This is a genomic window from Streptomyces bacillaris (genome assembly GCF_003268675.1).
GTDB classification, from domain to species: Bacteria; Actinomycetota; Actinomycetes; order Streptomycetales; family Streptomycetaceae; genus Streptomyces; species Streptomyces bacillaris.
On record NZ_CP029378.1, the window covers coordinates 289773 to 313140 of the forward strand.

General features: G+C 70.6%; 14 protein-coding genes and 7 pseudogenes. 11 read left to right on the forward strand and 10 right to left on the reverse strand.

Features of this window, described 5'->3' with window-relative positions; translation table 11 throughout:
* Positions 1-397 precede the first annotated feature (397 nt).
* Positions 398-541: pseudogene (locus DJ476_RS35990) on the forward strand (ATP-binding cassette domain-containing protein); the annotation flags it as partial.
* A 128-nt stretch (positions 542-669) separates the two neighbouring features.
* Positions 670-756 (forward strand): annotated as a pseudogene (fecE, locus tag DJ476_RS35995) (Fe(3+) dicitrate ABC transporter ATP-binding protein FecE); the annotation flags it as partial.
* 235 nt (positions 757-991) lie between these two features.
* On the opposite strand, the gene DJ476_RS01300 reads toward fecE, so the two are convergent.
* The 5 genes and pseudogenes from DJ476_RS01300 to DJ476_RS01320 form a co-directional block, all read right to left on the reverse strand.
* A complete protein-coding gene (locus DJ476_RS01300; protein WP_103421571.1) occupies positions 992-2164 on the reverse strand; it encodes an MFS transporter in 1173 nt (390 codons plus the stop codon).
* Positions 2161-2664 carry a nuclear transport factor 2 family protein gene (locus DJ476_RS01305; RefSeq protein WP_103421572.1) on the reverse strand — a complete coding sequence of 168 codons (504 nt, stop codon included), beginning with the start codon at positions 2662-2664 and terminating at the stop codon, positions 2161-2163. Before DJ476_RS01305 ends, DJ476_RS01300 begins: the two co-directional genes overlap by 4 nt.
* 81 nt (positions 2665-2745) lie before the next feature.
* Positions 2746-4365: an adenosine deaminase family protein gene (locus tag DJ476_RS01310; RefSeq protein WP_103421573.1), complete on the reverse strand. Its 1620-nt coding sequence runs from the start codon at positions 4363-4365 to the stop codon at positions 2746-2748.
* Between the two features lie 112 nt (positions 4366-4477).
* Positions 4478-5053, reverse strand: a complete 576-nt coding sequence (gene ssuE, locus DJ476_RS01315) for an NADPH-dependent FMN reductase (RefSeq protein ID WP_103421574.1) — start codon at positions 5051-5053, stop codon at positions 4478-4480.
* A gap of 256 nt (positions 5054-5309) precedes the next feature.
* A pseudogene (locus DJ476_RS01320) lies at positions 5310-5657 on the reverse strand (ABC transporter substrate-binding protein); the annotation flags it as partial.
* On the opposite strand from DJ476_RS01320, the pseudogene DJ476_RS01325 reads away from it, so the two are divergent.
* Positions 5654-5983: pseudogene (locus DJ476_RS01325) on the forward strand (cupin domain-containing protein); the annotation flags it as partial. The pseudogenes DJ476_RS01320 and DJ476_RS01325 sit on opposite strands and share 4 nt — an antisense overlap.
* Before the next feature lie 181 nt (positions 5984-6164).
* Here DJ476_RS01325 and DJ476_RS01330 read toward each other — a convergent pair.
* Positions 6165-7778, reverse strand: coding sequence for an alpha/beta hydrolase (locus DJ476_RS01330; RefSeq protein WP_112489586.1), 1614 nt, complete (start codon positions 7776-7778; stop codon positions 6165-6167).
* A 553-nt stretch (positions 7779-8331) separates the two neighbouring features.
* Here DJ476_RS01330 and DJ476_RS01340 point away from each other — a divergent pair.
* Positions 8332-12753, forward strand: a complete 4422-nt coding sequence (locus tag DJ476_RS01340; protein ID WP_112489588.1) for a molybdopterin-dependent oxidoreductase — start codon at positions 8332-8334, stop codon at positions 12751-12753.
* Between the two features lie 24 nt (positions 12754-12777).
* Here the strand turns inward: DJ476_RS01340 and DJ476_RS01345 are convergent, their stop codons facing one another.
* On the reverse strand, positions 12778-13164 hold the full coding sequence (locus DJ476_RS01345) for a TOBE domain-containing protein (RefSeq protein WP_112489589.1): 387 nt from the start codon (positions 13162-13164) through the stop codon (positions 12778-12780).
* 1404 nt (positions 13165-14568) lie between these two features.
* Here DJ476_RS01345 and DJ476_RS01350 point away from each other — a divergent pair.
* From DJ476_RS01350 to DJ476_RS35070, 3 genes and pseudogenes are all read left to right on the forward strand, one after another.
* Positions 14569-15072 carry an EndoU domain-containing protein gene (locus tag DJ476_RS01350; RefSeq protein ID WP_146066269.1) on the forward strand — a complete coding sequence of 168 codons (504 nt, stop codon included), beginning with the start codon at positions 14569-14571 and terminating at the stop codon, positions 15070-15072.
* Positions 15073-15161: 89 nt separating this feature from the next.
* Positions 15162-15545 carry a hypothetical protein gene (locus tag DJ476_RS01355; RefSeq protein WP_112489590.1) on the forward strand — a complete coding sequence of 128 codons (384 nt, stop codon included), beginning with the start codon at positions 15162-15164 and terminating at the stop codon, positions 15543-15545.
* Positions 15546-15640: 95 nt separating this feature from the next.
* Positions 15641-16533, forward strand: a pseudogene (locus DJ476_RS35070) (PEP-utilizing enzyme); the annotation flags it as partial.
* A 29-nt stretch (positions 16534-16562) separates the two neighbouring features.
* Here the strand turns inward: DJ476_RS35070 and DJ476_RS01370 are convergent.
* The gene (locus DJ476_RS01370; RefSeq protein ID WP_112489592.1) at positions 16563-17252 is read right to left on the reverse strand and encodes a nucleotidyltransferase domain-containing protein; all 690 of its coding nucleotides are present in this window, start codon (positions 17250-17252) and stop codon (positions 16563-16565) included.
* A gap of 139 nt (positions 17253-17391) precedes the next feature.
* On the opposite strand from DJ476_RS01370, the gene DJ476_RS01375 reads away from it, so the two are divergent.
* Together DJ476_RS01375 and DJ476_RS01380 are read left to right on the forward strand one after the other, a co-directional pair.
* A complete protein-coding gene (locus tag DJ476_RS01375; RefSeq protein WP_103421581.1) occupies positions 17392-17664 on the forward strand; it encodes a hypothetical protein in 273 nt (90 codons plus the stop codon).
* A 211-nt stretch (positions 17665-17875) separates the two neighbouring features.
* Positions 17876-18842 (forward strand): annotated as a pseudogene (locus tag DJ476_RS01380) (glutaminase).
* 20 nt (positions 18843-18862) lie between these two features.
* On the opposite strand, the gene DJ476_RS01385 reads toward DJ476_RS01380, so the two are convergent.
* Positions 18863-19756 (reverse strand): NADP-dependent oxidoreductase, encoded by an 894-nt coding sequence (locus DJ476_RS01385; protein ID WP_112489593.1) that lies wholly within the window; start codon positions 19754-19756, stop codon positions 18863-18865.
* Positions 19757-19825: 69 nt separating this feature from the next.
* On the opposite strand from DJ476_RS01385, the gene DJ476_RS01390 reads away from it, so the two are divergent.
* Positions 19826-20404, forward strand: coding sequence for a TetR/AcrR family transcriptional regulator (locus tag DJ476_RS01390; protein ID WP_112489594.1), 579 nt, complete (start codon positions 19826-19828; stop codon positions 20402-20404).
* A gap of 841 nt (positions 20405-21245) precedes the next feature.
* Positions 21246-21772, forward strand: a pseudogene (locus tag DJ476_RS01400) (transposase family protein); the annotation flags it as partial.
* 466 nt (positions 21773-22238) lie between these two features.
* Here DJ476_RS01400 and DJ476_RS01405 read toward each other — a convergent pair.
* Positions 22239-23204, reverse strand: a complete 966-nt coding sequence (locus DJ476_RS01405; protein ID WP_103417634.1) for a pirin family protein — start codon at positions 23202-23204, stop codon at positions 22239-22241.
* Positions 23205-23368: the final 164 nt, after the last annotated feature.

Consider the following 23368-nt stretch of genomic DNA (forward strand, 5'->3'; position numbering starts at 1 on the left):
CGGCCGGAAACCCCCGGAAGCCGCTTCGACCGGAAAGCAGTGCCTTACGGGCCCATTCGCACCCCCTGCGGCCACTTCCGGGAGGACCTGAGGGCGGACCTCGCCCCCACTCCGCAGACCTCGGAGCCGAACATTCCGTATACCGGGTCGGGTGTCGAATTTAGGTTAGGCTACCCTCAGCAACGTCATCGCTCCTGCCCACGACCGTGAAGACAGCCCGCCGCTCCGGCCCACCGCGCCGGACGCCGCCGCGGCCCCCGACAGCAGCCCCGTCGGCCCCTCCGGCATCCCCGGCCCCAGCGGCCTCGACGCCCGCGGCCTGACCGTCGCGTACGACCGGGCCGATGTCGTCCACGGGGCCGATCTCCGGCTGGAGCGCGGTCGGGTCACGGCCCTCATCGGGCCGAACGGCAGCGGGAAGTCCACCCTGCTGCGCGCCGTCGCCCGGCTCCACAAGGCGCGCACCGGCACGGTGACGGTCTCCGCCCCGGACGGTTCCGACCCGGTCGACGCCCTCGCCCTGTCACGCAACGACTTCGCCCGCCGCATCACCCTGCTCGCCCAGAGCCGCACCGCCCCGGCCGGGCTCAGCGTGCGGGACGTGGTGGGATTCGGCCGCCCCCCTACCGTGGGCGGCTGCGCGGCACGGACCCCGACGGTGCCCGGTCGATCGACCGCGCGCTCGCCGTCACCCACCTCACCGACCTCGCGGACCGGGGCGTCGAGAGCCTCGCCGGCGGCCAGTTGCAGCGGGTCTGGTTCGCCTGCTGTCTCGCCCAGGACACCGACGTCCTGCTGCTCGACGAGCCGACCACCTACCTGGACCTGCGCTATCAGGTGGAGGTCCTCGATCTCGTACGCGATCTGGCCGACGCCCACGGCGTGACCGTCGGGGTCGTCCTGCACGACCTGGACCAGGCCGCCGCCGTGGCGGACCGGGGCGTCCTGCTCTCGGCGGGACGGATGCCGTCGTCACCGTACGGATGCCCCGTCACCGTACGGACGGAGTCCTCCGGGCCAGGTTCAGGCCGACGCCCAGGGCCAGGGCCAGCACGCAGCCGGAGAAGACCAGGCCCGCGTCGCGCAGCCCCAGCCACAGGGTCAGGGCGCCCACGCCCACGACCGGCAGCGAGATGCCCAGGTAGGCGACGACGAAGAACGCGGAGACCGTGGCGGCCCGGTGCTCGGCCGGTGCCGCTCCGCTGATCGCGGTCACCGCGCCCCGGAACGCGAGCCCCTGCCCGAGGCCCCCGCAGAGCGCCCCGGCGATGAGCAGGGGCAGCGAGGCGAGCAGCAACGAGGCCGCCACCAGCACCAGTCCGGCGACCAGGACGAAGCACCCGCCCGGCAGGGCCCGCCGCTCCCCCACCTGCCCCATGAGCGCCTGCCCGGCCGTCGAGGCGAGGAAGACGGTGAAGACGACGAGCCCGGTCAGGGCCAGGTTGTGCACGTCGAGCGTCTCGGCCACGAAGGCCGGGGCGACGGCCGTGAAGAGGCCCAGCAGGGCGAACCCGGCGAAGGCGGCCAGCGCGGAGGGGGCGAAGACCCCGCGCACCTGGGGCGGCACCGCGATCCCCTGCGGCCGCAGCCGGAAGCGCCGTACGCCGGAGGTGACCGTCTCGGGCAGCAGCCAGGTCAGCAGGGCGGCCGCGGCGATCAGCGCCAGATGCGCCAGGAAGGGCAGCCGCAGGGGCCAGGGCGCGTACTGGGCGAGCAGCCCCGCCAGGAGCGGCCCGCACCCCAGGCCGCCCATGTTGGCGGCGGTGGCGGCGAGCCCGGCTCTCGCCGCGCGCCCCGGTGGTGCGAGTTCCAGCACTGTGACGGTGGCGGCGCCGCTCAGCAGCCCGGCGGCGAACCCCGACAGGAGGCGGCCCGCGAAGAGGGCGGGGAGCCCGCCCTCGAAGAGGAAGCAGAGGGCGCTGGCCGCCGAGAAGCCCAGGGCGGCCAGGAGCACGGGCCGCCGCCCCGCCTCGTCGGAGACGTTCCCGGCGAGGAGCAGGGTGGCGATGACAGCCAGGGCGTAGACGGCGAAGACGACCGTCACCATCAGCTCGGAGAACCCGAGCTGCTCGCGGTAGAGGCCGTAGAGCGGGGTGGGCAGGGTGGTGCCGGCCATGCCGACCGCGAAGACGGCGGCTGCCGCCGGGTAGCCCAGGCGGCTCATGAACCCTGGGGAGGTGCGGCGGGGGTGATGTGGCTGAGCACGCACCGCCAGTGGCCGTCCCGCCGGACGAAGACGTCCGTGGTCCATTCGTCGGCGTCGAAGCGGCGGCCGCCGTAGTGGGCGGTGTTCGTGATCCGTACGGTGACCAGGGCGGTGTCCCCGTGGACGCGGATCCTCGGCGGGGTGACGGCCCGCATCGCGGAGTGGGTCAGGTCGCCGGAGGCGACGAAGGCCAGGAAGGTGTCGCGGTCGGTGATGCCGGACTCGGAGACGATGACCCACTCGTCGGCCATGTAGGCGGCGATCCGGTCGGCGTCGTTGGCGACGATCGCGGCGGCCCAGGCGTCCACGACGGAGGCGAGGTGGGCGTGATCGTCTGCGCGGTCGTCGGGAACGGTGCCTGGCCCGCCGTCGCGGCTGTCGTCACCGCTGCCGTGGGCTCGGCCGTCGTCGTCACGGCTGTCCGGGGGCGGCCCGGCGCGGTCTCCGCTGTCTCCCATTTTTCGAGCGTAGCCGTGGGGTGGGCGGGCCGCAGTTCATGGCCGCGGCCCGCCCGCCCCCAGGTCATCGGCGGTGCCGGATCAGCGCGATCCGCCGTACCGCCGTTCGAAACCGGCGAACGCGGCTTCCTGGCGCCACTGGATCGCCGCCTTCGGATTCCCGTCCAGGTGGCGGGCGCAGGCCGGGGCGGGCGGGGCGAAGCCCGGCCGGGATCCGGCGCAGGCGGGCACCGGACGGTAGGCGGTGCGGCCGGGCCCGGTGGCCCAGAGGCCGTCCCCGTCGACGAAGGCGTACTCCAGCGAGGCGCGGGCCAGGTCCTTCAGCTCGGGGTAGCTCAGTCCGTAGGTCTCCCGGGCGTACTGGTACTCGTGGCTGATGTCGATGCGCGAGACGCCGGGGTCGTCGGTGGCCAGGACCACGGGGACGCCGTAGCGGCGGTAGGTGTTGAAGGGGTGGTCGTCGCCGGCCACGCCCAGGATCTGCTTGTTGCTGCTGAACGGCACCTCGACGGCGACGCGCCGCTCGGCCATCGTCCGGGCGAGCCCGCGCCAGTCGTCCTCGTGGACCAGGTCGACGCCGTGGCCGATGCGTTCGGCCCCGGCGACGAGCACGGCCTCGCGGATGTGGAAGGTGAGGTCCTCGGGCTTGACCAGGCCGGGCGTCAGCTCACCGGCGTGCAGGGTGAGCCGGACGTCCGGGTACTGGGTGCGCAGGTACTGGAGCATCCGCATCTGGAGGCTGTAGTTGCGCAGCGCGCTCTCCCCGTCCTCCGGCTGGACGAGGTTGACCGCGACGAACCGCGGGTCGCGCTCCGCGAGTCGGAGGCCGACGGCCATCTGGGTGAAGACCCGTTCCGGCGAACTGCCCCGGGAGACCTGGGAGATCCACCGTACGGGCAGCCGGCAGCCCGGGGCGGGGCGGCGGGTGTCGCACCGCGCGGCCTCGCGGAACTGGGCGTCGGCGGCGTCGGCCTCACGGACGGCCTCGGTGACGACCTTGTCGAGCTTTCCGCCCGCGACGAGCTTGCGGTGGAAGGCGGCGAGGTCGGCGTCGTAGCCCACGGACTCGGCGAGCTTGCGCGCGCTGTCGGAGGCGGGGGTGACCAGGGTCTCCAGATAGAACTGGTTCTGTTCCACCACGGTGTCGGCAACGTTGGCGAGGAGCTTGCCCCGGTCGCGGGTCGCCTCCCCGAACTTGCCGAAGGTGTCGAAGAAGTGGTCGTGGCCGGACTGGTCGGCGGGGAAGTCCTGCATCGACCAGGCGCGGACGATGCGTTGGCGGAACTCGGCGTCCGTACGGGCGTCGGCGGCCGGCCGCGTACCGGGTCCGCAGGGCGGCTGTACGGCGGTGTCCGTCGCGTCGATGCAGAGCCCGTTCTCGCCCGCGAGCTGGATCAGATACTCGGTGGTGACTGCTCCCGACAGGTGGTTGTGCAGGTCGGCCCCCTTGGGCAGCGCGGCGAAGAAGCCCTTCAGCCGGGCGGGATCGCCTTGCAGGGCGTCGAGTTGGGCGGAGGTCCGGCGCTCGGCCGGGGTGAGCGGGCGGTGCGGCACGGGCCCGGCCGCCGGGGCGACCGGCTCCTGCGCGGGTGCGGCGGTGGCCGGGATCGCGGGGAGCACCGCGAGGAGAGCGAGTGCGCCGATCCCGGCCGGGACAAGGGACTTGGGACGGCGTCGTACCGTCCGGTTCGAGAAGATCACCGCCAAATGATGGCTTCGGGTGGTCGCGTTCCCTCCTCCGAAGGCAGGGTGCGGCAACAAGATCCACTCGATCGGGTGGGAAGACTGTCTCATTCCCGTGGTAGCGGCCTGATCAGGTGCTGGGTGCCAGTGCCGCGACGCCGTCCAGGAGTACCGGCCGTTCCCCGAGGACCGCGGAGAACCGGTACACGGCCTCACCCACCGCCGCGGCTGCGGCCGGGGCCAGAGCGACCGTGCCGTCGGGACGGACGGTGATGTCCTTGTCCAGCGTGAACCAGCCCGGCACGACGTGGGCGGCCCCCATCGAGGTCAGCACCGGGCGCAACGCGTAGTCGATGGCGAGGACATGGGCCATGCTGCCACCCGTGGCGAGCGGCAGCACGGTCTTGCCGGAGAGCGCGTACTGCGGGAGCAGGTCCAGCAGTGACTTGAGCAGCCCCGAGTAGGCGGCCTTGTAGATCGGAGTGCCGATGACCACCCCGTCCACCCGCTCGAACAGCGCGGTGGCCTCGACGATGGCCGGGTGCGCGAAGTCGGCGCCGAGCAGGGCGTCGGCGGGCAGGGTTCGTACGTCCAGGGAGACCACGTCGTGGCCCTGGTCCCGGAGCCGGTCGTCGAGGTGGAGCAGGAGGCGCGCGGTACGGGAGGTGGCGGAGGGGCTTCCGGAGACGGAGAGAACGATGGCCATGGGGTGACCTTTCGGGATGCGGTCTTCGCGAACGGCTGGGGTGTTACGGCAGTTCAGGAGCGGGCGCCCCGGCTCACCAGGCGAGGACGGCCAGGACACGGGCGCCCGCGTGCCGTGTCCTGGCCACGGCGACCCCGCGACGGCGGGCAGAGGTGACCTGTGGCTCGGTCGTCGTCATGGGGCTGCCCCCTCTCTGTGCGATGGGCGGACGGGCGGATGGAGTGTGCGGGAAGGAGTGATCGGTGCTGCGGGCAGGTCAGTTGGCGCCGGAGAGCTTCACTCCGGTCCAGTCGATGTGCCCGGGGTTCTTCGGGAGCGCGGAGAGCGCCTTCGTCTTGGCGAAGAGGTTGGGTGAGGCGTACGTGAACACCAGCGCCTTGCTCTGGAGTCCGGCCCGGGTCGCGGCCTGGAGGGTGGCGGCGTAGTCGGGCGAGTCCAGCGGGGTCTGGCGGACCTTGGCCACGGCGTCCTCGAAGCCGGCCGGCTCGTACGGGGTGGAGAGGTTGAGCGGGCCGTTGGGGCCGAAGTGCGCGGTGAGGGTCTGGACGGCGGAGTCGCGGCCGGTGGTCCCGTACAGGGAGAACGTCAGATCCTTGGCGAAGAACGTGGATGGGCCAGACCCACGTGGCGCCCGCCACCTCCTCCTCCGACCACCACCACGGCGCCTCCGAGACGGCCATCCATGTGGTGAGCGGGCACCCGGAGTTCGTGTTCCTCGACGATTCCGGCGACGAGCCGCAGGAGGTGCGGCTGCGGGCGTCCCCGGGCGACTACATCTTCGTCCCGCCGTTCGTTCCCCACCGCGAGGAGAACCCCGATCCCTCCGAAGAGGCCGTGGTCGTCGTCGCCCGCTCGACCCAGGAGGCGATCGTGGTCAACCTCCCCCGCCTGTACGCGCTCCCGGCGGACGGGGGCGGTCACGAGAGGTGACGCTCCGCCCTGTACAGGCCCTGGTCGCGGACAAGGCGGGGCAGGCCCCGGAGGAGATCCTCGGGACCTGGTCACGGAGCAGGCGGGGCAGACCTCGGAAGAGATCCTGCCCCGCCTTCAGCGCCCTCTCCGGGCCCCGATCGCTACGACCGGGCCCACCGGCGCTGTCCCACGTCAGCGTTCAGAAGCGGTCCGGGGCTCGCTGCGGGAGCGGTGAGCCGGGGACGGTGTCCCGCTGCTGGTCCTTCCGGGCCTCCGCGTTCGACTCGGCGGTGGCGCGGCAGGCGACGTCCTTGGCCGGGAGCTTGCCGGTGAGGAGGTAGCCGGTGACCGTGCCGTCCGTGCAGGGGTTGCCGCTCGGGTAGACGCCGTGGCCCTCGCCGCCGAGGACGGTGACCATCTTCGAGCGCTTCATGACGGTGTGCAGGGCCTGGGCGCTGGGCAGCGGGGTCTGGGAGTCCCACTCGTTCTGGACGATGAGGGAGCCGACCTTGTTGTTCACCTTGGTGGCCGGCTCCACGGACGTGTTCCAGAAGGCGCACGGCTTGATGCTGGAGGCGAAGTCACCGAAGAGCGGGTAGCGGCCCTTGTCGGCGATGGCGTCCTGCCGGTAGCGCTCGGGGTTCCGGGGCCACGCGGCGGAGTTGTCCCCGCACACCACGGCCCAGAAGCTGGCCGTCATGTTGTCGTCCGGGACTCCGGCGCCCTTGCGCGCCGACTCCATGGCCCCAGTGAGGGCCGTGGCCTTCGCCGCGGAGGCGGGCTGACCGTCCGCGGCCTTCTTCAGCTCCACGAACGCCTCGGTCGCGGACTTCGGACTGAACACCGCCCCGCGCATGCCGCCGCGGATGTCGTCGCCGGTGAGCTTCATCCCGTCGAACTCGATGGGCTTCCGGTCGGCGCGCGCGATCAGCTCCCAGAAGGTCCGGTCGACCTTCTTCGGGGTGTTCCCGAGGCCGTACGTCTCCGAGCGCGCGGCGGCCCACTCGGTCCACCGGTCGAAGGCGGGCTCGGCGCCCTCCGCCCACCACTGGACCATGCCGCGCCAGGCGCGTGCCGGGTCGACCGCGCTGTCCAGGACGAACCGGTCGACGCGGCCGGGGAAGAGCTGGGTGTAGACGGCGCCCAGGTAGGTGCCGTACGAGTAGCCGAGATACGAGAGCTTCTTCTCACCGAGGACCGCCCGGAGCACGTCCAGGTCGCGGGCGGTGTTGCGCGTGGTGATGTGCGGGAGGACGCTGCCCGACTTCGCCCGGCACTTCTCCGCGACCTTGCGCGCCCAGGCGACGTCCTTGGTGAACGTCTCCTTCTTGTACGGGCGGAGCCAGTCCTCTTCCTCCAGGGTGAGGTTGCAGCTCACCGGGGAGCTCTGGCCCACTCCGCGCGGGTCGAAGCCTATGAGGTCGTACTTCTGCGTCACGGACGCGGGCAGTTCCTCCTGCAGCGCCAGCGGCATGTAGATGCCCGGACCGCCGGGGCCGCCGGGGTTGGAGAGCAGGACGCCGTGGCGTTTGCCGGGCGCGGTGCTCTTGATCCGGGATATGGCCAGGTCGAGCCGCTTGCCGCCGGGGGCCCGGTAGTCCAGCGGGACCTGGATGGTGGCGCACTGGAACTCCGCCGGGGCGGAGGCTTCGCACCGCTTCCACTTCGGCTTCTGCCGGGTGTACCGGTCCAGCGCGCCCGTGGACGTGGCCGTGGCCGGGGAGGCGGTGGCCGACGGGGCGGAGGCCGGGGCCGCGGTGGCCGGGGTGGTGGCGAGTGCGGGAGCCAGCATGGCGGTGATGCTCACGGCCATGAGGGGCGCGAGACGTCGTCTGCGCACGATATCGGTCCTTCCGGGTCACAGGATGGGACAGAGAAGATCATTCAGGAGCGGGCCGCCTCTGCGGATCCCTCGCCGGGCCGCACTTCCCTCCACCTTGGGAATGACGCAACGGGCCTGCGTGATACCCGAGTTGTAGGGGGCGGAGGCCCCGTTCCCGGCGTCCGGCACGGGTGGTGCTCACAGCGGGGGCGGGTGTGGCGTGCGGCCGGGTTTACCTGCACCGTCCTCGGGGTGTGACAGGCCGGTAATGCGGTCTTCCTAGGTTCTTGGGCGTGGGAGCCTCCCACCTCTGCCGCACCTCACGGCCACACCTCACCCGGTGTTCGCCGGAGAGGGCGGGGAGAGCGGTCGGGAGAGAGGGAAGGGAGTCTCGTTGACGGCGTCGGGCGCGGAGGCGGAGCCGGGGGCAGGCACGTCGGGGACGGGCACGGGGCCGGGGCCGGGGTCCGGCGCGTCGGGGGCTGGCACGGCGTCGGCGTCGAGACCGGGCACGACGTCGGGACCGGGGTTGGGGGCGGCGGGCGTGCGGACGGTCTGCTCGTACTGCGGCGTCGGCTGCGGGGTCCTGCTGGACATCGGTCGTGACGCCACCAGCGGCAGGCGCGTCGTCAAGAAGGTCTCCGGTGACCGGAGCCATCCGGCGAACTCCGGGCGGCTCTGTACGAAGGGGGCGACCGGCGCCGACATGATGGCCGCTCCGGGGCGGATGGCGAAGGCCCTGGTCCGCGCGGAGCGGGGCGCCGATCCGGTGGAGGCGGACGTGGAGACGGCGATCACGGCCGTGGCCGGACGGCTGCGCGCGATCGTGGACGAGCACGGACCGGACGCGCTCGCTCTCTACGTCTCCGGGCAGATGTCCCTGGAGGCGCAGTACCTGGCGAACAAGCTCGCCAAGGGCTTCGTACGGACGAGCCGGATCGAGTCCAACTCCCGGCTGTGCATGGCGAGTGCGGGCTCCGGTTACAAGCTGTCGCTGGGCGCGGACGGTCCCCCCGGCTCGTACGAGGACTTCGACCGGGCCGACACGTTCTTCGTCATCGGCGCGAACATGGCCGACTGCCACCCGATCCTCTTCCTCCGGATGATGGACCGGGTCCGGTCGGCCGGGGCGAAGCTGATCGTCGTCGACCCGCGGCGCAACGCCACCGCCGAGAAGGCCGACCTCTTCCTCCCGATCAGGCCGGGCACGGACCTCACGCTGCTCAACGGCATCCTCCATCTCCTCGTGGAGAACGGGCACACCGACGAGGCGTTCATCGCGGAGTTCACCGAGGGGTGGGAGGAGATGCCCGCCTTCCTCGCGGAGTACACCCCTGCGCGGGTCGCGGAGATCACGGGCCTGCCCGAGGCGGACATCCGGCGGGCCGCGCAGTGGATCGGCGAGGCGGGCGAGTGGATGAGCTGCTGGACGATGGGGCTCAACCAGTCCACCCACGGCACCTGGAACACCAACGCCCTGGTCAATCTGCACCTCGCCACCGGGGCGATCTGCCGCCCCGGCTCCGGGCCCCTCTCCCTGACCGGCCAGCCGAACGCGATGGGCGGACGCGAGATGGGATACATGGGCCCGGGGCTGCCCGGCCAGCGGTCGGTCCTCGTGGCGGAGGAGCGGGCCTTCGTCGAGGAGCTGTGGGGCGTGCCGTCGGGCACGCTGCGCACCGACAGCGGGCGCGGCACGGTCGAGATGTTCGAGGAGTTGGCGGCCGGGACCATCAAGGCGTGCTGGATCATCTGCACCAATCCGGTCGCCTCGGTCGCCAACCGCCGGACCGTCATCGCCGGTCTGGAGGCGGCCGAACTGGTCGTCACCCAGGACGTGTTCGCGGAGACGGAGACGAACGCCTACGCCGATGTGGTCCTGCCCGCCACGCTGTGGGCGGAGTCCGACGGCGTGATGGTCAACTCGGAGCGGAACCTCACCCTCGTCCAGGGCGTCGTCGACCCGCCCGGCCAGGCGCTGCCGGACTGGCAGCTGATCGCCCGGGTGGCCTGCGAAATGGGGTACGCCGACGCCTTCACGTACACGAGCTCCGAGGAGGTCTTCGAGGAGCTGAAGCGCGCCTGGAACCCGCAGACCGGCTGGGACCTGCGGGGCGTCACCTACCGGCGGCTGCGCGGGAGTCCGGTGCAGTGGCCTGCCGCCTCCCCGGAGGGCGGGAGCCGCAACCCGGTCCGCTATCTCAACGACGGCCGGAGCCACGAGCTGTTGGTACGCGCGGACGGAAGCCGCCCCCGGCTGGCGTTCCCCACCCCCTCCGGAAAGGCCCGGTTCTACGCCCGTCCGCAGTTGCCCGCCGCCGAACTCCCCGACGACGACTACCCGTTCGTCCTCAACACCGGACGTGTGCAGCACCAGTGGCACACCCTCACGAAGACCGGCAAGGTCGCGAAACTGAACAAGCTCAACCCGGGCCCGTTCGTCGAACTCCATCCGGACGACGCGGCCGCCCTGGGAGCCCGGGACGGCGACCCGGTGGAGGTGGCATCCCGGCGCGGCCGGGCCGTACTGCCCGCCGTGGTCACCGACCGGGTGCGCCCGGGGAACTGCTTCGCCCCGTTCCACTGGAACGACCTGTTCGGGGAGTACCTCAGCATCAACGCGGTCACCAGCGACGCGGTCGATCCGATCTCGTTCCAGCCCGAGTTCAAGGCCTGTGCCGTGGCGCTGCGGGTGGTGGCCGCACCACAGCGCGAGGAGGCGGACGTGCTGCCGGGCCGGCGGCCGCAGAAGGGTTCGGCGGCCGGTGAGCAGGCCGATAATTCAGTTGATGAGCCGACCGGCGTACGGGGAGGAGTGGAGGGAGCCGACACCTCCGCATCCGTCCCTCTCCCCGCCCTCGTCTCGGCTCTCGCCACCCTCTTCGGCCTGCCCGGTCCCGCCGACCTCACCAGACTCCCCGGCCTTCCCGGACTCCCCAGCCTCCCCGGGCTTCCCGGGCTTCCCGGGCCGACGTTGCGGGAGCCGGAGCGGCAGTATCTCTCCGGTTTCCTGGCCGGTCTCGCCCAGGCACCGCCGGGCGGGGTCCCCGTACTGCCCGCGACCGCGCCCCTCGACCCGGCGACGGCGCTGTGGGTGGACGGGGTGCTGGCGGGGATGTTCTCCCGCGCCGCGCCCTCGTCTCCTTCTGCCACCCCTACTCCCGTACCGCTCGCTCCCGCCTCACCGGGCCTCGCTTCCGCCCCGGCCCATGACGCCGTCGTGCCCCGGCAGTTGATCGTCCTGTGGGCCTCGCAGACCGGCACCGCGGAGGAGTTCGCCGCCGCCACGGCCGCCGGTCTCACCCGGGCGGGGCGGACCCCGGTGCTGCTCGCCATGGCCGACGCCACGCCGGGCCGGTTCACCGCCGACACCGACCTGCTCGTCGTCACCAGCACCTTCGGCGACGGTGACAGCCCGGACAACGGTGCCGGATTCTGGCAGGCCCTCTCCGCCCCCGACGCGCCCCGGCTGGAGGGCCTGCGCTACTCCGTCCTGGCCTTCGGGGACTCCAGTTACGACGACTTCTGCGGCCACGGCCGCCGCCTGGACGAACGCCTCGCGGAACTCGGCGCCACCCGTATCCACCCGCGTACCGACTGCGAACCCGACTACGAGGAGACCGCCGCGCAATGGCTCGACCAGGTCACGGCGGCCCTCGCCACGACGGTTCCGACACCGGCCGGGACCGAGGCGGCCGACGGGACCGACAGGGGCAGCGCCGCAACACCGCAGATGCAGGTACCGCAGATACCGCCGACATCTCAGGCACCGCCCACACCGCACGCACCACCGACGGCACGGGCACCTCGGGCAGCGTCCACGGTGGCACCCACCCCGTCCCCCGGCCACTCCAAGGCCTCCCCCTTCGCCACCCTGCTGGTGGGGAACCGGCTGCTCAGTCTGCCCGGATCACAGAAGGAGGTCCGGCAGTTCGCCTTCGACACCCGGGGCGGGGAACTCGCGTACGAGGCCGGGGACGCGCTCGGCATATGGCCGGCCAACGGCTCCGCGCTGGTGGCGGAATGGCTCGCCCTCACCGGTCTGGACCCCGAGGGGAGCATCGCCCTCCCCGACGGCACCGACATGCCGCTCCACGAAGCCCTGCGGACCCGGTTCGACCTGGCCCGCATCACCCCGGACCTGCTCAGGTTCGTCGTCGCACGCACCGGGGACCGCTACCTCCAGCAACTCCTGCGCCCAGACAACAAGGGCGAGCTGGCCAAGTGGAGCTGGGGCCGGCAGGCGGCCGACGTGGTGGGCGCCCATCCCGTACGGGCCTCGGCGGCCGAGTGGGCCGGGGTCCTCAAACGGCTCCAGCCCCGCCTGTACTCCATCTCCTCCAGCCCCCTGGCCCACCCCACCGAGGTGCGCCTGACGGTCTCGGTCGTCCGCTACACCAATGACCTGGGCCGGGACCGCAAGGGGGTCTGCTCCACCTATCTGGCGGACTGCGCCGACGACGGCCCGGTCCAGGTGTTCGTCCAGCGCTCGCCGCACTTCCGCCCGCCGCAGGGGCCCACCACCCCGATGATCATGATCGGCCCCGGCACCGGCGTCGCGCCGTTCATCGGTTTCCTGGAGGACCGCCGGGCCAGGGGGCACACGGGCCCCAACTGGCTCTTCTTCGGCGAGCAGCGCGAGGCTACCGACTTCTACTACCGCCAGGAACTGGAGGGCTTCGCCTCCACGGGCCACCTGGACCGCCTCGATCTCGCCTTCTCGCGCGACCAGCGCAACAAGGTCTACGTCCAGGACCGGATGCGCGAGCACGGCCCACGGCTGTGGCGGTGGCTGGAGGACGGCGCCCACCTGTACGTCTGCGGCGACGCCGGCCGGATGGCCAAGGACGTCGACCGCGCCCTGCGGGAGATCGTCGCCGCACACGGCGGCCTGGACACGGACGCGGCGGCCGCCTATGTCAGGCAGTTGGCCGAGGACAGGCGCTACGTCCGTGACATCTACTGAGTTACGTCCGTGCCGGCCGCTGAATCAGGCGGTGGCGAGGGAGACCTCGGTCGACTTGATCAGGGCGACGACGGAGGACCCGGAGGTGAGGCCGAGTGCCTCGACGGCGTCCTTGGTGATCGCGGCGGTCAGCTCGCCGCCCTCGACGGAGACCTTCACGGAACCCATGGCACCACCCGTCGCCACGTCGGTGACGGTGCCCGCGAGCTGGTTACGGATGGAGATGCCCTCGACGGGACCGGTCGCGAGGGAGACCTCGGTGGACTTCACGAGCGCCTTGACGGCGTCGGTGGTGATCGCGGCGGTGATGTCCTGGCCACCCTGCAGGCGGACCTTCACCGTGGACATGGCCTCACCGGCCGTGACGGAGGTGACGGTACCGGGAAGCTGGTTGCGGATGCTCAGGCTCATGGGGAAACGCCTCACAGATATCGGGTGCGGAGGGAGCGGCACACCGTCGCGGCCTGCCGCGCCTCCGACGTTGACCGACACGGAACGCGACCCTCCGATGCCAGGTCGCAGGCGCCAGCCACTTGGCCCCCTTGTCCTCGCAGCTCAGTCAGGGGGCGGCCCAGGCAGGCAGTCGAGCCACGCCGGAGCCCGACCTCCGTAGCCCGAACACCGGAGTACGGCGGTGCGAGCGAGGCCGTGCGAACCGGGCTGCCGGAACCGGCCTGTCGTCAGCGCACCCGTCCACGCGTTTCAGCGCGACCGGGGGCAGTTCGGGGGCCGGTACGGGCTCGTCGCCGCCCGGCTCTCTTGAGGACCCAGCTCTCGAAGCCGATTCGCACATGAGAGTCACCATTCCCACTGAAACCCGACTACCGCTTGCTCCATGTATGGGATAAATTGGTGCATTTCCCTATTGGGTGAGATGCTGACGGGAACCTTCCGGACAGGCTCGGGTCCACTGTAGTCATCCCATACGCACCACCATGCCCTGCGCGGTGCCGTCGCTTCGAATATAACTCGCATGTCGACGTTGTCGATGCGCTTCCGCGCGGCCCGGCGTACGTGAACGCAAGGGTCAGGTGTTGTCCGATGGAGCGTCGCGTATTGCAGAGAGGAATACTCATCCTCAGTCAGGCGTCGGTCGAGCTTTAACTCAATTCCGATATACCCGGGACTGCTGGGATGAAATCGATAGAATGTCCCACCGACTACCGACTCCACACTCGTCACCGTATCGCGAGGGCTATACGCAAAAGACTCCAATCCATCCTGTACGGCAACAATGACATGACTGTTTTCTATTCTCCGAAGGGATCGGTCGGCGGAAATATAATAGCGAGAGAACAGTGCCGTCGTGCGATGCCCCTGGGGTTGAATCATCGCTACAGGAGGATTCCGCAAGGTGAACGCTATGCCACCTCCTTTCAGGTCTATGACGCTACTCCCAGAGAAGGCATCCCAGACTTCCCTGGCATCCTCTGCGGAGAATTCAAATGACTCCAAGAACCAGGTGATCGTCTCGTGAGTGAGCTGGCTCCCGAGCAGAGCCTGCCGAACACGGTCGCGTAGCTTTCTGGGCAGCTCTCGGTCCGTGTCGGCACGCAGCCCCGTGTCCCAGAGGTGCAACGCGATCACCTGGGCGACCCCGGAGTAGCTGATGTCATTCCCATGCCGACGGCGCGCGTGAGCCCACCAGCGCTGCCGGTACTCGCGATGCTCAGCCAGCAGAACCCGCAGGCGGTTTCCCGCTGCGGCGGCTCCTGACTCCTTCGGTCCCTGTGAGCGTCGACCGGAATTTCCTGCCTCCATGCCTCTCAGCATATATTCTCACCCAAGGTACCGCCGCAGCCTTCTGGAGATTCCTTGAGCACCGATCCGGAACCGTACAACCCTCGGAACTTTTATGATCACGAGATGGCCGGGCGTGACGCTCTACCTGGAAGGTACGGCGGATGGGAAGACGTATCCGTAGCAGGTGAGAATGAACTCGAAATCAGTGCGGAGCAACGCCGGGACGGCAGCTATCTATCTCCATACCGGATGGATCACATTGCCGAGTTGCATTCAGGCAGGGCTGCTGCCCGGAAACTCGGCAAAAGTGTTTTCCCGGAGGACTGGTCAGACGAAAAGATCTTTACAGCCGCTCAAGCGGTTGCCGCCGATCCATCTTCCCGGTGGAGCCGCGGTGAGGATGACTTCAGTGGCGAGCCTGGGACTCTATTCAATCCTTGGCACCGTCTTCCGGACGTCGAATGGGCCATACCGGCCCGTTTTCGAGTTGACGGGCATTACGAAGGGCTGGCTCTCCGTGTCGTCGTTGAGCCGTATGGAGAAGGGATCATCTCGGCTTACCCCCTTGGTTCCTGATGGAGAGCATCGCCACAGCATCGCCACAGCCCTCCTACGGTGAGGTTCCGGCTGCGGGAAAACTCGCTGCCCAACCGAAAGGACGGGGTATGAAACTCCTCTTCAAGCGCGTGGGCGTGCCCGTTGGAGCACTCTTCCTGACGTCAGGAGCCGCACTCTCGATCGCGCCGACTGCCCAGGCCGCCAGCAGCGCCTATCCCACGATGACGGTGCAGGCCGGAGCGGCGGCGCGCTCGGCGCCGTACGCAGAGTCGTGGTCCTTCATCGGATGGGTGACTTCCGACGGGTGGCGGAACCCGAACGGGCAAGCATCATGGGTGTCCTGCTACAAGGACGCGGGGTGGGCAACCGGCAACTACTCCAGCAACCGGTGGTTCAAGGCCTACGTGAACTACTCCGGCGGATCAGCGCCGGTCTGGGCCTACGTGCACTCGTCCTTCGTGACCAACCAGTCCTCGGTTCCGGCCTGCTGAAGGAACCGACGAGAGTGAGCAGTCCCGGCCTGGCTCGACGGGGCCGGGACCAGCACACGAGCACCGCGCGGACCCCCATGCCCCCAGCTATTCCGGCACTGAAGTCGTACCTCGCCCGCTCCGGCATGCGCTGCGTCGGCGAGATCGACATCACGCGGCCCCGATGGAGCCGGCGTCCCGCCAGGCTGGTCCCGCTGATCCTCGGCAGCGCCCGAACCCTCGGGCCCAGCACCGCCGAACGCCGCTTCGAGCAGGGCCGGCAGCGGCCGCTCCGGCCCGAACAGGACGTGCTGTCCCGGTTGCGGGCCCTGCCGGACGGAGAGCGGAAGGCCGACGAGACCAAGCGGATGATCGGCCGGGTACGGGCCTTCGCCGGATACCGCGAGTGTCCGAAGTACGGCATCGTCTGCCGCTACTTCCTCTACAAGCAGGGCCTGTTGGAGGAGGCCGGGCGGCTCGATCGGGACGGTGTGCTCGCCGAGCGGGAGGACGTCTTCCACCGCCTTCCAGGAGCTGGAGGACGTCGTCCGATCGCGCCGGGCTGACGATCGGCTCATCGCGCGGCGCAAGGAAGAGTTCCGGTCGTACGGGGCGCTCACCCCGCCCCGGGTGCTGACCACGGACGGCGAGGCCGTCACCGGGTCCTACCGGCGTGACGACATACCGGAGGAAGCATCGGCCGGTCTCGCGGTCTCCACCGGGAGCGTCGAGGGGCGGGCGCGCGTCATTCTCGACCTGGCCGACGCCGAGCTGGAAGAGGGCGACATCCTGGTCACGCGGTTCACCGAGCCCAGTTGGTCCCCGCTGTTCCTCGGCGTCGCGGGGTTGGTGACGGAGGTGGGCGGCCTGATGACCCATGGCGCGGTGATCGCCCGCGAGTACGCACTGCCCGCCGTCGCCGGCGTGGACCGGGCCACCCGGTTCACCCGGGACGGGACAGCGCGTCCGCGTGCACGGAACGGACGGGTACGTCGAGATCCTGGAGTGACGGAGAGGAGGAAGCGCTCGGCGTGCCGACTACAGGCTCGCCGACCAGGGGTGGCCCGGGTGGACACGGTCCAACAGCCGGGCCAGGGAAGCTCGTTGCTCCGGTCTCAGGTGCGGGAGCGTCGCGTCGAAGTCCGCCTGGTCCTTCGGGCGGACGTGCTTGGCCTTGAACAGCAGGGCCAGTGCGGGCGCCAGGTACGGGATGCCGTCCCGGGTGTGGTGGACGATCTCGCCGTACGGAAGCCGGATGCTCCTGTCGCGGCGGCAGATCCAGATGTTGCCGTCGTGCGGCTCGCGGAACACGTCCAGCAGATAGTCGCCGGTGGCCGGATCGCGGAGCCACGTCTGGTGCACGGCGGCCAGCACGTCCGGCGCGGCGTCCTCCCAGATCCGGCCGCTGCCCGCCGCGTCGAAGACGTAGCCGGGGAAGCGGCGGCGCACCTCGGGGAACCGCCCGGCCGGGACCGCGATCTCGATGTCCCCGTGCGCCCGGGGCTGCCCGCCGCGGAACAGGTCCAGCGCCCAGCCGGCGGCCACGTACCACGGGGCCCGGACCCCGGCCAGCCGCCGCGCCACCTCGTCCGGAGTCCAGGCGGACGCCCACCGGGAGTCGAGGGCCTCGATCTCGCGGGGCGACAGTTCCGCACCGCCGTCCGGAAGTTGCTCGTGGGCACGAGGAGGCCCTCCTGTTTCGCCGCCCGGCGGTCGTCGCTCACTCATCGCTGCAAGCTATCAACGTCCGCTTCGGACTGCCTCCGCGAGCAAACAGGCGTGTGCGCAGAGGACTTGGGGGCACCCGAACGTCAGGCCGGCCCCTTCGCGACCGGTTCTCGGAGCGACCGACCCGAAGGAGCGGAAGATGACCACGCAGTACGGCAACCAGCCGACCGGACAGCAGCACTACGGCGCGCCCAAGGCCGGTGCCTCCGGCAACGTCTTCAGCATCATCGCGATCGTCCTGGGCGTGATCGGGTTCGTCTTCCTGCCGATCGTCTTCGCGCTGGGCGGGCTGATCATGGCCATCATCGCCAAGACCGTCCGGCACGAGCGGCTCGCCACGATCGCCATCGTGGTCAGCGCTGTCGGACTGGTCGGCGGCATGGTCCTGGGCGCGATCTTCGCGAGCATGTGAGCCCTGAGCCCGGGCTTTCACGGGTGAGCCCCGAGGCGAGCCGTGCGGGGCGCACGGGGCGCCGGGGCGTGGGGCGTGAAGCCAGGGCACGGTGCCGAGGCGTGCGGGACATTTGGGCTGCTTCCGGTGGGCGGGCAGACTGTGGGCGCTCTCCCCGGTCCCGCTCCGGCCGCCGGGCCCCGCTCCGCTCCGCTCCCCGTCAGGAATCGCCGTGTCCCACACCTCCGCCGCCATCCCGGCGAGCAATGCCGCCCCGCGTACCGGTGCGCACCGCTTCAGCGCCGTCATCAGCCGCATAGCCGAGGAGATGGCTGTCCGCGACGACCACGGCCCCCGCCGACTACATACCGATGCTCGCCGGGGCCGACCCCCGGCGGTTCGGGATGGCCGTGGCGGAGCCGGACGGGACCGTGTACGGGGTCGGGGACTGGCGGCAGCCGTTCTCGACGCAGTCCATCTCCAAGGTCTTCGCCCTGGCTCTGGCGCTCTCCCTGGACGGCGAGCGGATATGGCGGGGCGTGGGCCGCGAGCCGTCGGGCAACCCCTTCCACTCCCTGGTGCAGCTGGAGTACGAGAACGGCATCCCCCGCAACCCGTTCATCAACGCGGGCGCCCTGGTGGTGACCGACCGGTTGCAGGCGCTGACCGGGGACGCCGCCGGCCGGGTGCGGGAGCTGCTGCGTGCGGAGAGCGGCAACACCGCTGTCGACTTCGTCCCGGACGTCGCCGCATCCGAGGCGGCCCACGGCGACCGCACCGCCGCGCTGGCCCACTTCATGGCCTCCTACGGCAACGTCACCCTCCCGGTGCCCGAACTGCTCGCCGCCTACTTCCGCCAGTGCTCGATCGAGGCGTCCTGCGCTGACCTGGCCCTCTCCGCGGGGTTCCTCGCCCGGCACGGCGTCCGGGCCGACGGGTCCGAGCTGCTGACCCGCAGCCAGGCGAAGCAGGTCAACGCGGTCATGCTCACCTGCGGCACGTACGACGCGGCCGGAGAGTTCGCCTACCGGGTGGGACTGCCGGGCAAGAGCGGCGTCGGCGGCGGGATCATCGCCATCGTGCCCGGGGAGTGCACCCTGTGCGTGTGAAGCCCGGGGCTCGACCGGCGCGGCAACTCGGTGGCGGGCGTGGCGGCGCTCGACCGGTTCACCACGCTCACGGGTCTGTCCGTCTTCTGACGCGCCGGCCTCCGGCCACATCAGATGACGATGACGCGGCGGCCCCGGGTGTGGCCCGTTCGGCTGTCGGCATGCGCGGCAGCGGCCTCCGTCAGTGCGTAGGACTTCTCGACCGGGATGTGCAGCCTGCCGCGCGAGATGAGCGCTGCGGCCTCGGCCAGCGCGTCCGGCACGCTGCCCGCCTCGCCGGAGAAGCGGACGCCGGACTGCGGCGCGTCCAGGTCCGCGATGGTGACCACCTTCTCCGGGTCTCCGGTCAGTTCGACGAGCTCGCGGATCACACCGGAGCCCGCCAGGTCGAGCGCCGCGTCGACGCGGCCGAGACCGCGCACCCGCTCGGCCCAGCCCTCGCCGTACGTCGTGGCGAGTGCGCCCAGGCCGCGCAGGTAGTCCTGGTTGGCGGCGCCGGCCGTGCCGATGACCTTGATGCCCCGCTCGCGCGCGATCTGCAGGACCGCTGAACCGACTCCGCCGGACGCGCCGCTGACGAGCAGGGTCTGGCCGGGCCGTACGCCGACCTCGCGGATGACGCGCAGCGCGGTCTCCATCACCGACGGATACCCCGCCGCCTCCTCGAACGTCAGGCCCTCCGGCATCCGGGCCCAGGCCGTCAGCACGGCGTACTCGGCGTACGTACTGGACCCTTCGCCGAACACGGGGGCGCCGATCTCCACCCCGTCGACGCCCCCGCCGACCTCGTCCACCACTCCGGCGGCGTCGAGGCCCACCCCTGACGGCAGTTCGGTCGGATGCGCTCCGAGGACCTGGCCTTCGCGGATGCGCCAGTCGACCGGGTTCACCCCTGCGGCTCGTACGGAGATGCGTATCTCGCCGGGGCCCGCGTGGGGCTCCTCGGCATCGATGAGGCGGAGGACGTCGGGGCCGCCGAACTCGGCGAAGCTCACCTTCTTCATGCCGCGACCGTAACACTAACCGTTAGGATTTTGAATCTGTTGTTGTTTTGTATTTGGTAGTGTCAGCGCATGATCGAGCCGTCCGGGCGCCGCGAGCGCAAGAAGGCCGCAACCCGCCAGAAGATCGCCGACACCGCTCTGCGTCTCTTCCTGGAACGCGGCTACGACGACGTGGGCATCCGGGATGTGGCCGCCGAGGCCGATGTGGCCGTCACCACGCTCTTCTCCCACTTCCCCGCGAAGGAGGCGCTGGTCTTCGAGCGTGATCAGGGGTTCGAGCGCGGCCTCGTGCGGGCGGTCGCCGACCGGGCGCCGGGCGAACCGCTGATCCCGGCGCTACGCCAGGAGATCCACGCCCTGGTGCGCCACTGCACGGCACCCGAGGCCGCCCCGGTCCGAAGTCTGATCGAGTCCTCACCGGCACTGCGGAATTACGAGGAGTCGATGCGGCTGCGCCACGCGGACTCGCTGGCCGCCGCCATCGCCGCCGACCTCGGCGTACCGGAGACGTCGACGGCCTGCCGGACCATCGCGCGGTTCGCGATCGACGCCTACGCACTGGCCTGCGAGGCGGCCGAGCCGGGGGACGCGGTGGACGAGGTCTTCCGGATGATCGAGGCGGCCTGGAGCGCCTCACGCCTCGCCTGAGCCGCCCGTCGGTGACACGGCCCACCCTGGTCCGGTCAGCCCACCAGGTCGCACCCAGTGGCAGGCGCACATGACGTGGAAGGCTCCGACGGCGGACACCTTCAGTGCGCTGCGGTCGGCGCTCTCGCTCGACGGCGAGCTGACCGAGCAGTAGCGCGGGACCTGCCCCGCCCGGGTGGGTGCCATGCCGGACAGTACCGACTTGGAGGGCGTCGAGAGGCCAAACGCCTTAGTTGGCGTCGGACAGTTGAAGCCGGCCCACGTCTTCGAGAAGGTGTCCAGCACCGAGGCAGCGGCGCTCCTGCCGACGAGTCTCTTCCTGAAGGCGATCGAGTCGCCGGGGCCGTCGCCATGTACGGCTCCCCCGGCAACGCGGTGTTCCGCTTGCTGCCGTGGACCAGCCACACCGGCGCGTCCAGCTCCCACAGCGCCTTCACCGTCGCCGGTGACTTACCGGTCCGCAGGCTTCATGACTGAGGCGGGGGCGTTGACCGTCGACGAGAAGCCCGTGAGGTTCGAGGTGACCGCTCGTGCGGCGTGCAAAAGGGTGAGCAAGGACCCCGCACCAGTGGTCTGGGGCAGTACCGCAGACCTGGCGGCCAGGATGTTCCTCAGGCGAGGGAAGGGGCCGAGCGTGCCGGAGCGATCGGGACCGTACACGCGGATGCTGCGCATGGGACCGACGTCGGTGTCCGACGCCCGAGCTACATCGTTGAGCGTTTTCAGCGTGGCCACTGATCGGGTGACGCCGGTCAGGTCGAGGTGAGAACCGCGACGCACAAAGCTCCCGTGCCGTTGAGAGAGGTGTTCGACGTCTCGACCCACCGGCACAGGAACCCTGTTGGTTCCCCATACTGCCGCACTCGACCTCCCTCACGACCTGGTCGAGTGGGTCACCATGCTCGTCGTCACCCGCGAGGGTGACCGCCACTGCAAGCTCCCACCGCACCAGCGCGCGCTCGTCGCTCTGGTGTACCTGCGCCGCCACGACACCCTCGCCCGGATCGCGGCCGGGTGCGGGACCGTCGGCACCGTCCACGCCTACGTCACCAGCGTGACCAGACTGCTCGCCGAACAGGCCCCCGGCCTGCTGAAGACGCTGCGCGAGCACGATCCGGACTTCGTCCTGCTGGACGGGACCCTCGCCGAGTGCGACCGCTTCGGCGACAGCCGGGCGGACTGCTCGGCCAAGCACCGCCGGCACGGCGTGAACGTCCAGGTCCTCACCGATCCGGCCGGCGAGCTGCTGTGGATCTCGCCCGCCCTGCCGGGCCGCACTCATGATCTCACCGCGGCCGTACCCACCGGATGATCCGGATCTGCGAACGCCAGGGTGTCCCCGTCCTCGCCGACCACGCCTACACGGGCGAGGCAACGCTGAAAGCGCTCAGTGAAGTGCCTGCGCCGTGCCGACACCGATGGGGGCTCCAGGCCCGCAAGCGCGTATCTCGTCGGTGAGCATCCGTCGGAGCCAGCCGATGCGGTACTTCCCGGCTTCGGCGAGGGTGGCTCGGAAGTCGGCCGGACGAGTTCACGCCCGGGCTCTGCGGCACGCAGTCACGCTTCGACGGATCCGTCCGGGAACGGCTTCCGGCATACGGGCGGCAGACGGCTGCCACCACCTGACAGGCAATCAAGAAAGTCAGCAAGAGGTCAGCATCGATCCGATCGAACCCTGACACACAAGCTCGAACACGAGACTCGACGTGCCTCCTCTCACATCCAATAGAGCCCCGAGCCCCGAGCCCCGAGCCCCGGACAGAATGCGGATCGGGGCCCCAGAATGGCGACCGCCAGTGGAAGCACGACCAGCCCGTCTATAGGTTTCCGCAGGTCAACGCACTCGTCCGCGTGGCTTCAGCGGGGTCGTGGGCAGTTCCGGGGCGGACAGGCGAGCACCGTCGTAGCCCTGCACCTCGCCGAACCGCGAGCCCTCCTCCCAGTCCTTTCGCGCCTGTACGATCTCCTCACCGGAGCGGCCGATGAAGTTCCAGAACATCACGATCTCCTCCTCGAACGGCTCGCCGCCCAGGAGCATCAGCCCCGCGTCGGAGAGGGCGCGCAGCGGCAGCTCCCGGCGGCCGCAGCCGAGGTAGAGCATCGAGCCGGGCAGCACGGGCACGCCGTCGACCTCGGCCTCTCCCGACATCGCCAGGACCGCGTACTCGAAGTCCGGGTCCAGCGGGAGGCGGGTCTCCGCGCCTTCGGTGAGGGCGAGGTCGGCGCCGACGATCGGCGTGTAGGCGGTGCCGGGGGAGGCCGCGCCGTCCAGTTCGCCCAGGATCACGGTGGCGGTGAGGCCGGGGGCGGTGACGGCGGGGAGGTCGGTGTGGTGCTGGAAGTGCGGCTCGACATGGCGGTGTTCGTCGGGGAGGGCCACCCAGAGCTGGGCACCGTGGAGGAACCTGGCGTGCTGCTTGGGGCTCTCCTCGGAGTGGCTGATGGCCCGGCCGGAGGTCATGAGGCCCAGTTCACGGGGGCGTACGGTCTGCAGGCTGCCCAGGCTGTCGCGGTGCAGGACCTCTCCGTCGTGGAGCCAGCTGACGGTCTGGAGGCCCATGTGCGGATGCGGCGGGACCTGCATGCCGGGCTCGTCCGCGATGTCGTCCGGCCCGTAGTGGTCGACGAAGGCCCACGCGCCCACCATGCGACGGCCCAGGTTGGGCAGCAGCCGGCGCACCTCGGTGGACTCGCCGAGCGGTACGCGGCGGGGAGTAAGGAGTTCACGGACCGGCTCGGCGACGACGAAGCCGCGCCCTCCGCAGACGGAGGGAGTGGCCTGGCGATCGAGATTGCTCATGGCGCTCAACCTATTCCCGTACGGGCATGGAGCGTCGGCACCCACGCCGGAGCTTTAGTGGAATGTTCAACCATTATGGAGTGTTGTCACGGCTGAACGTACAGCGGGACGGCGGTTCGGGGGCTTGCACCGAGCGGGCGGACCGCCCGATGAGGAGGAGCGCA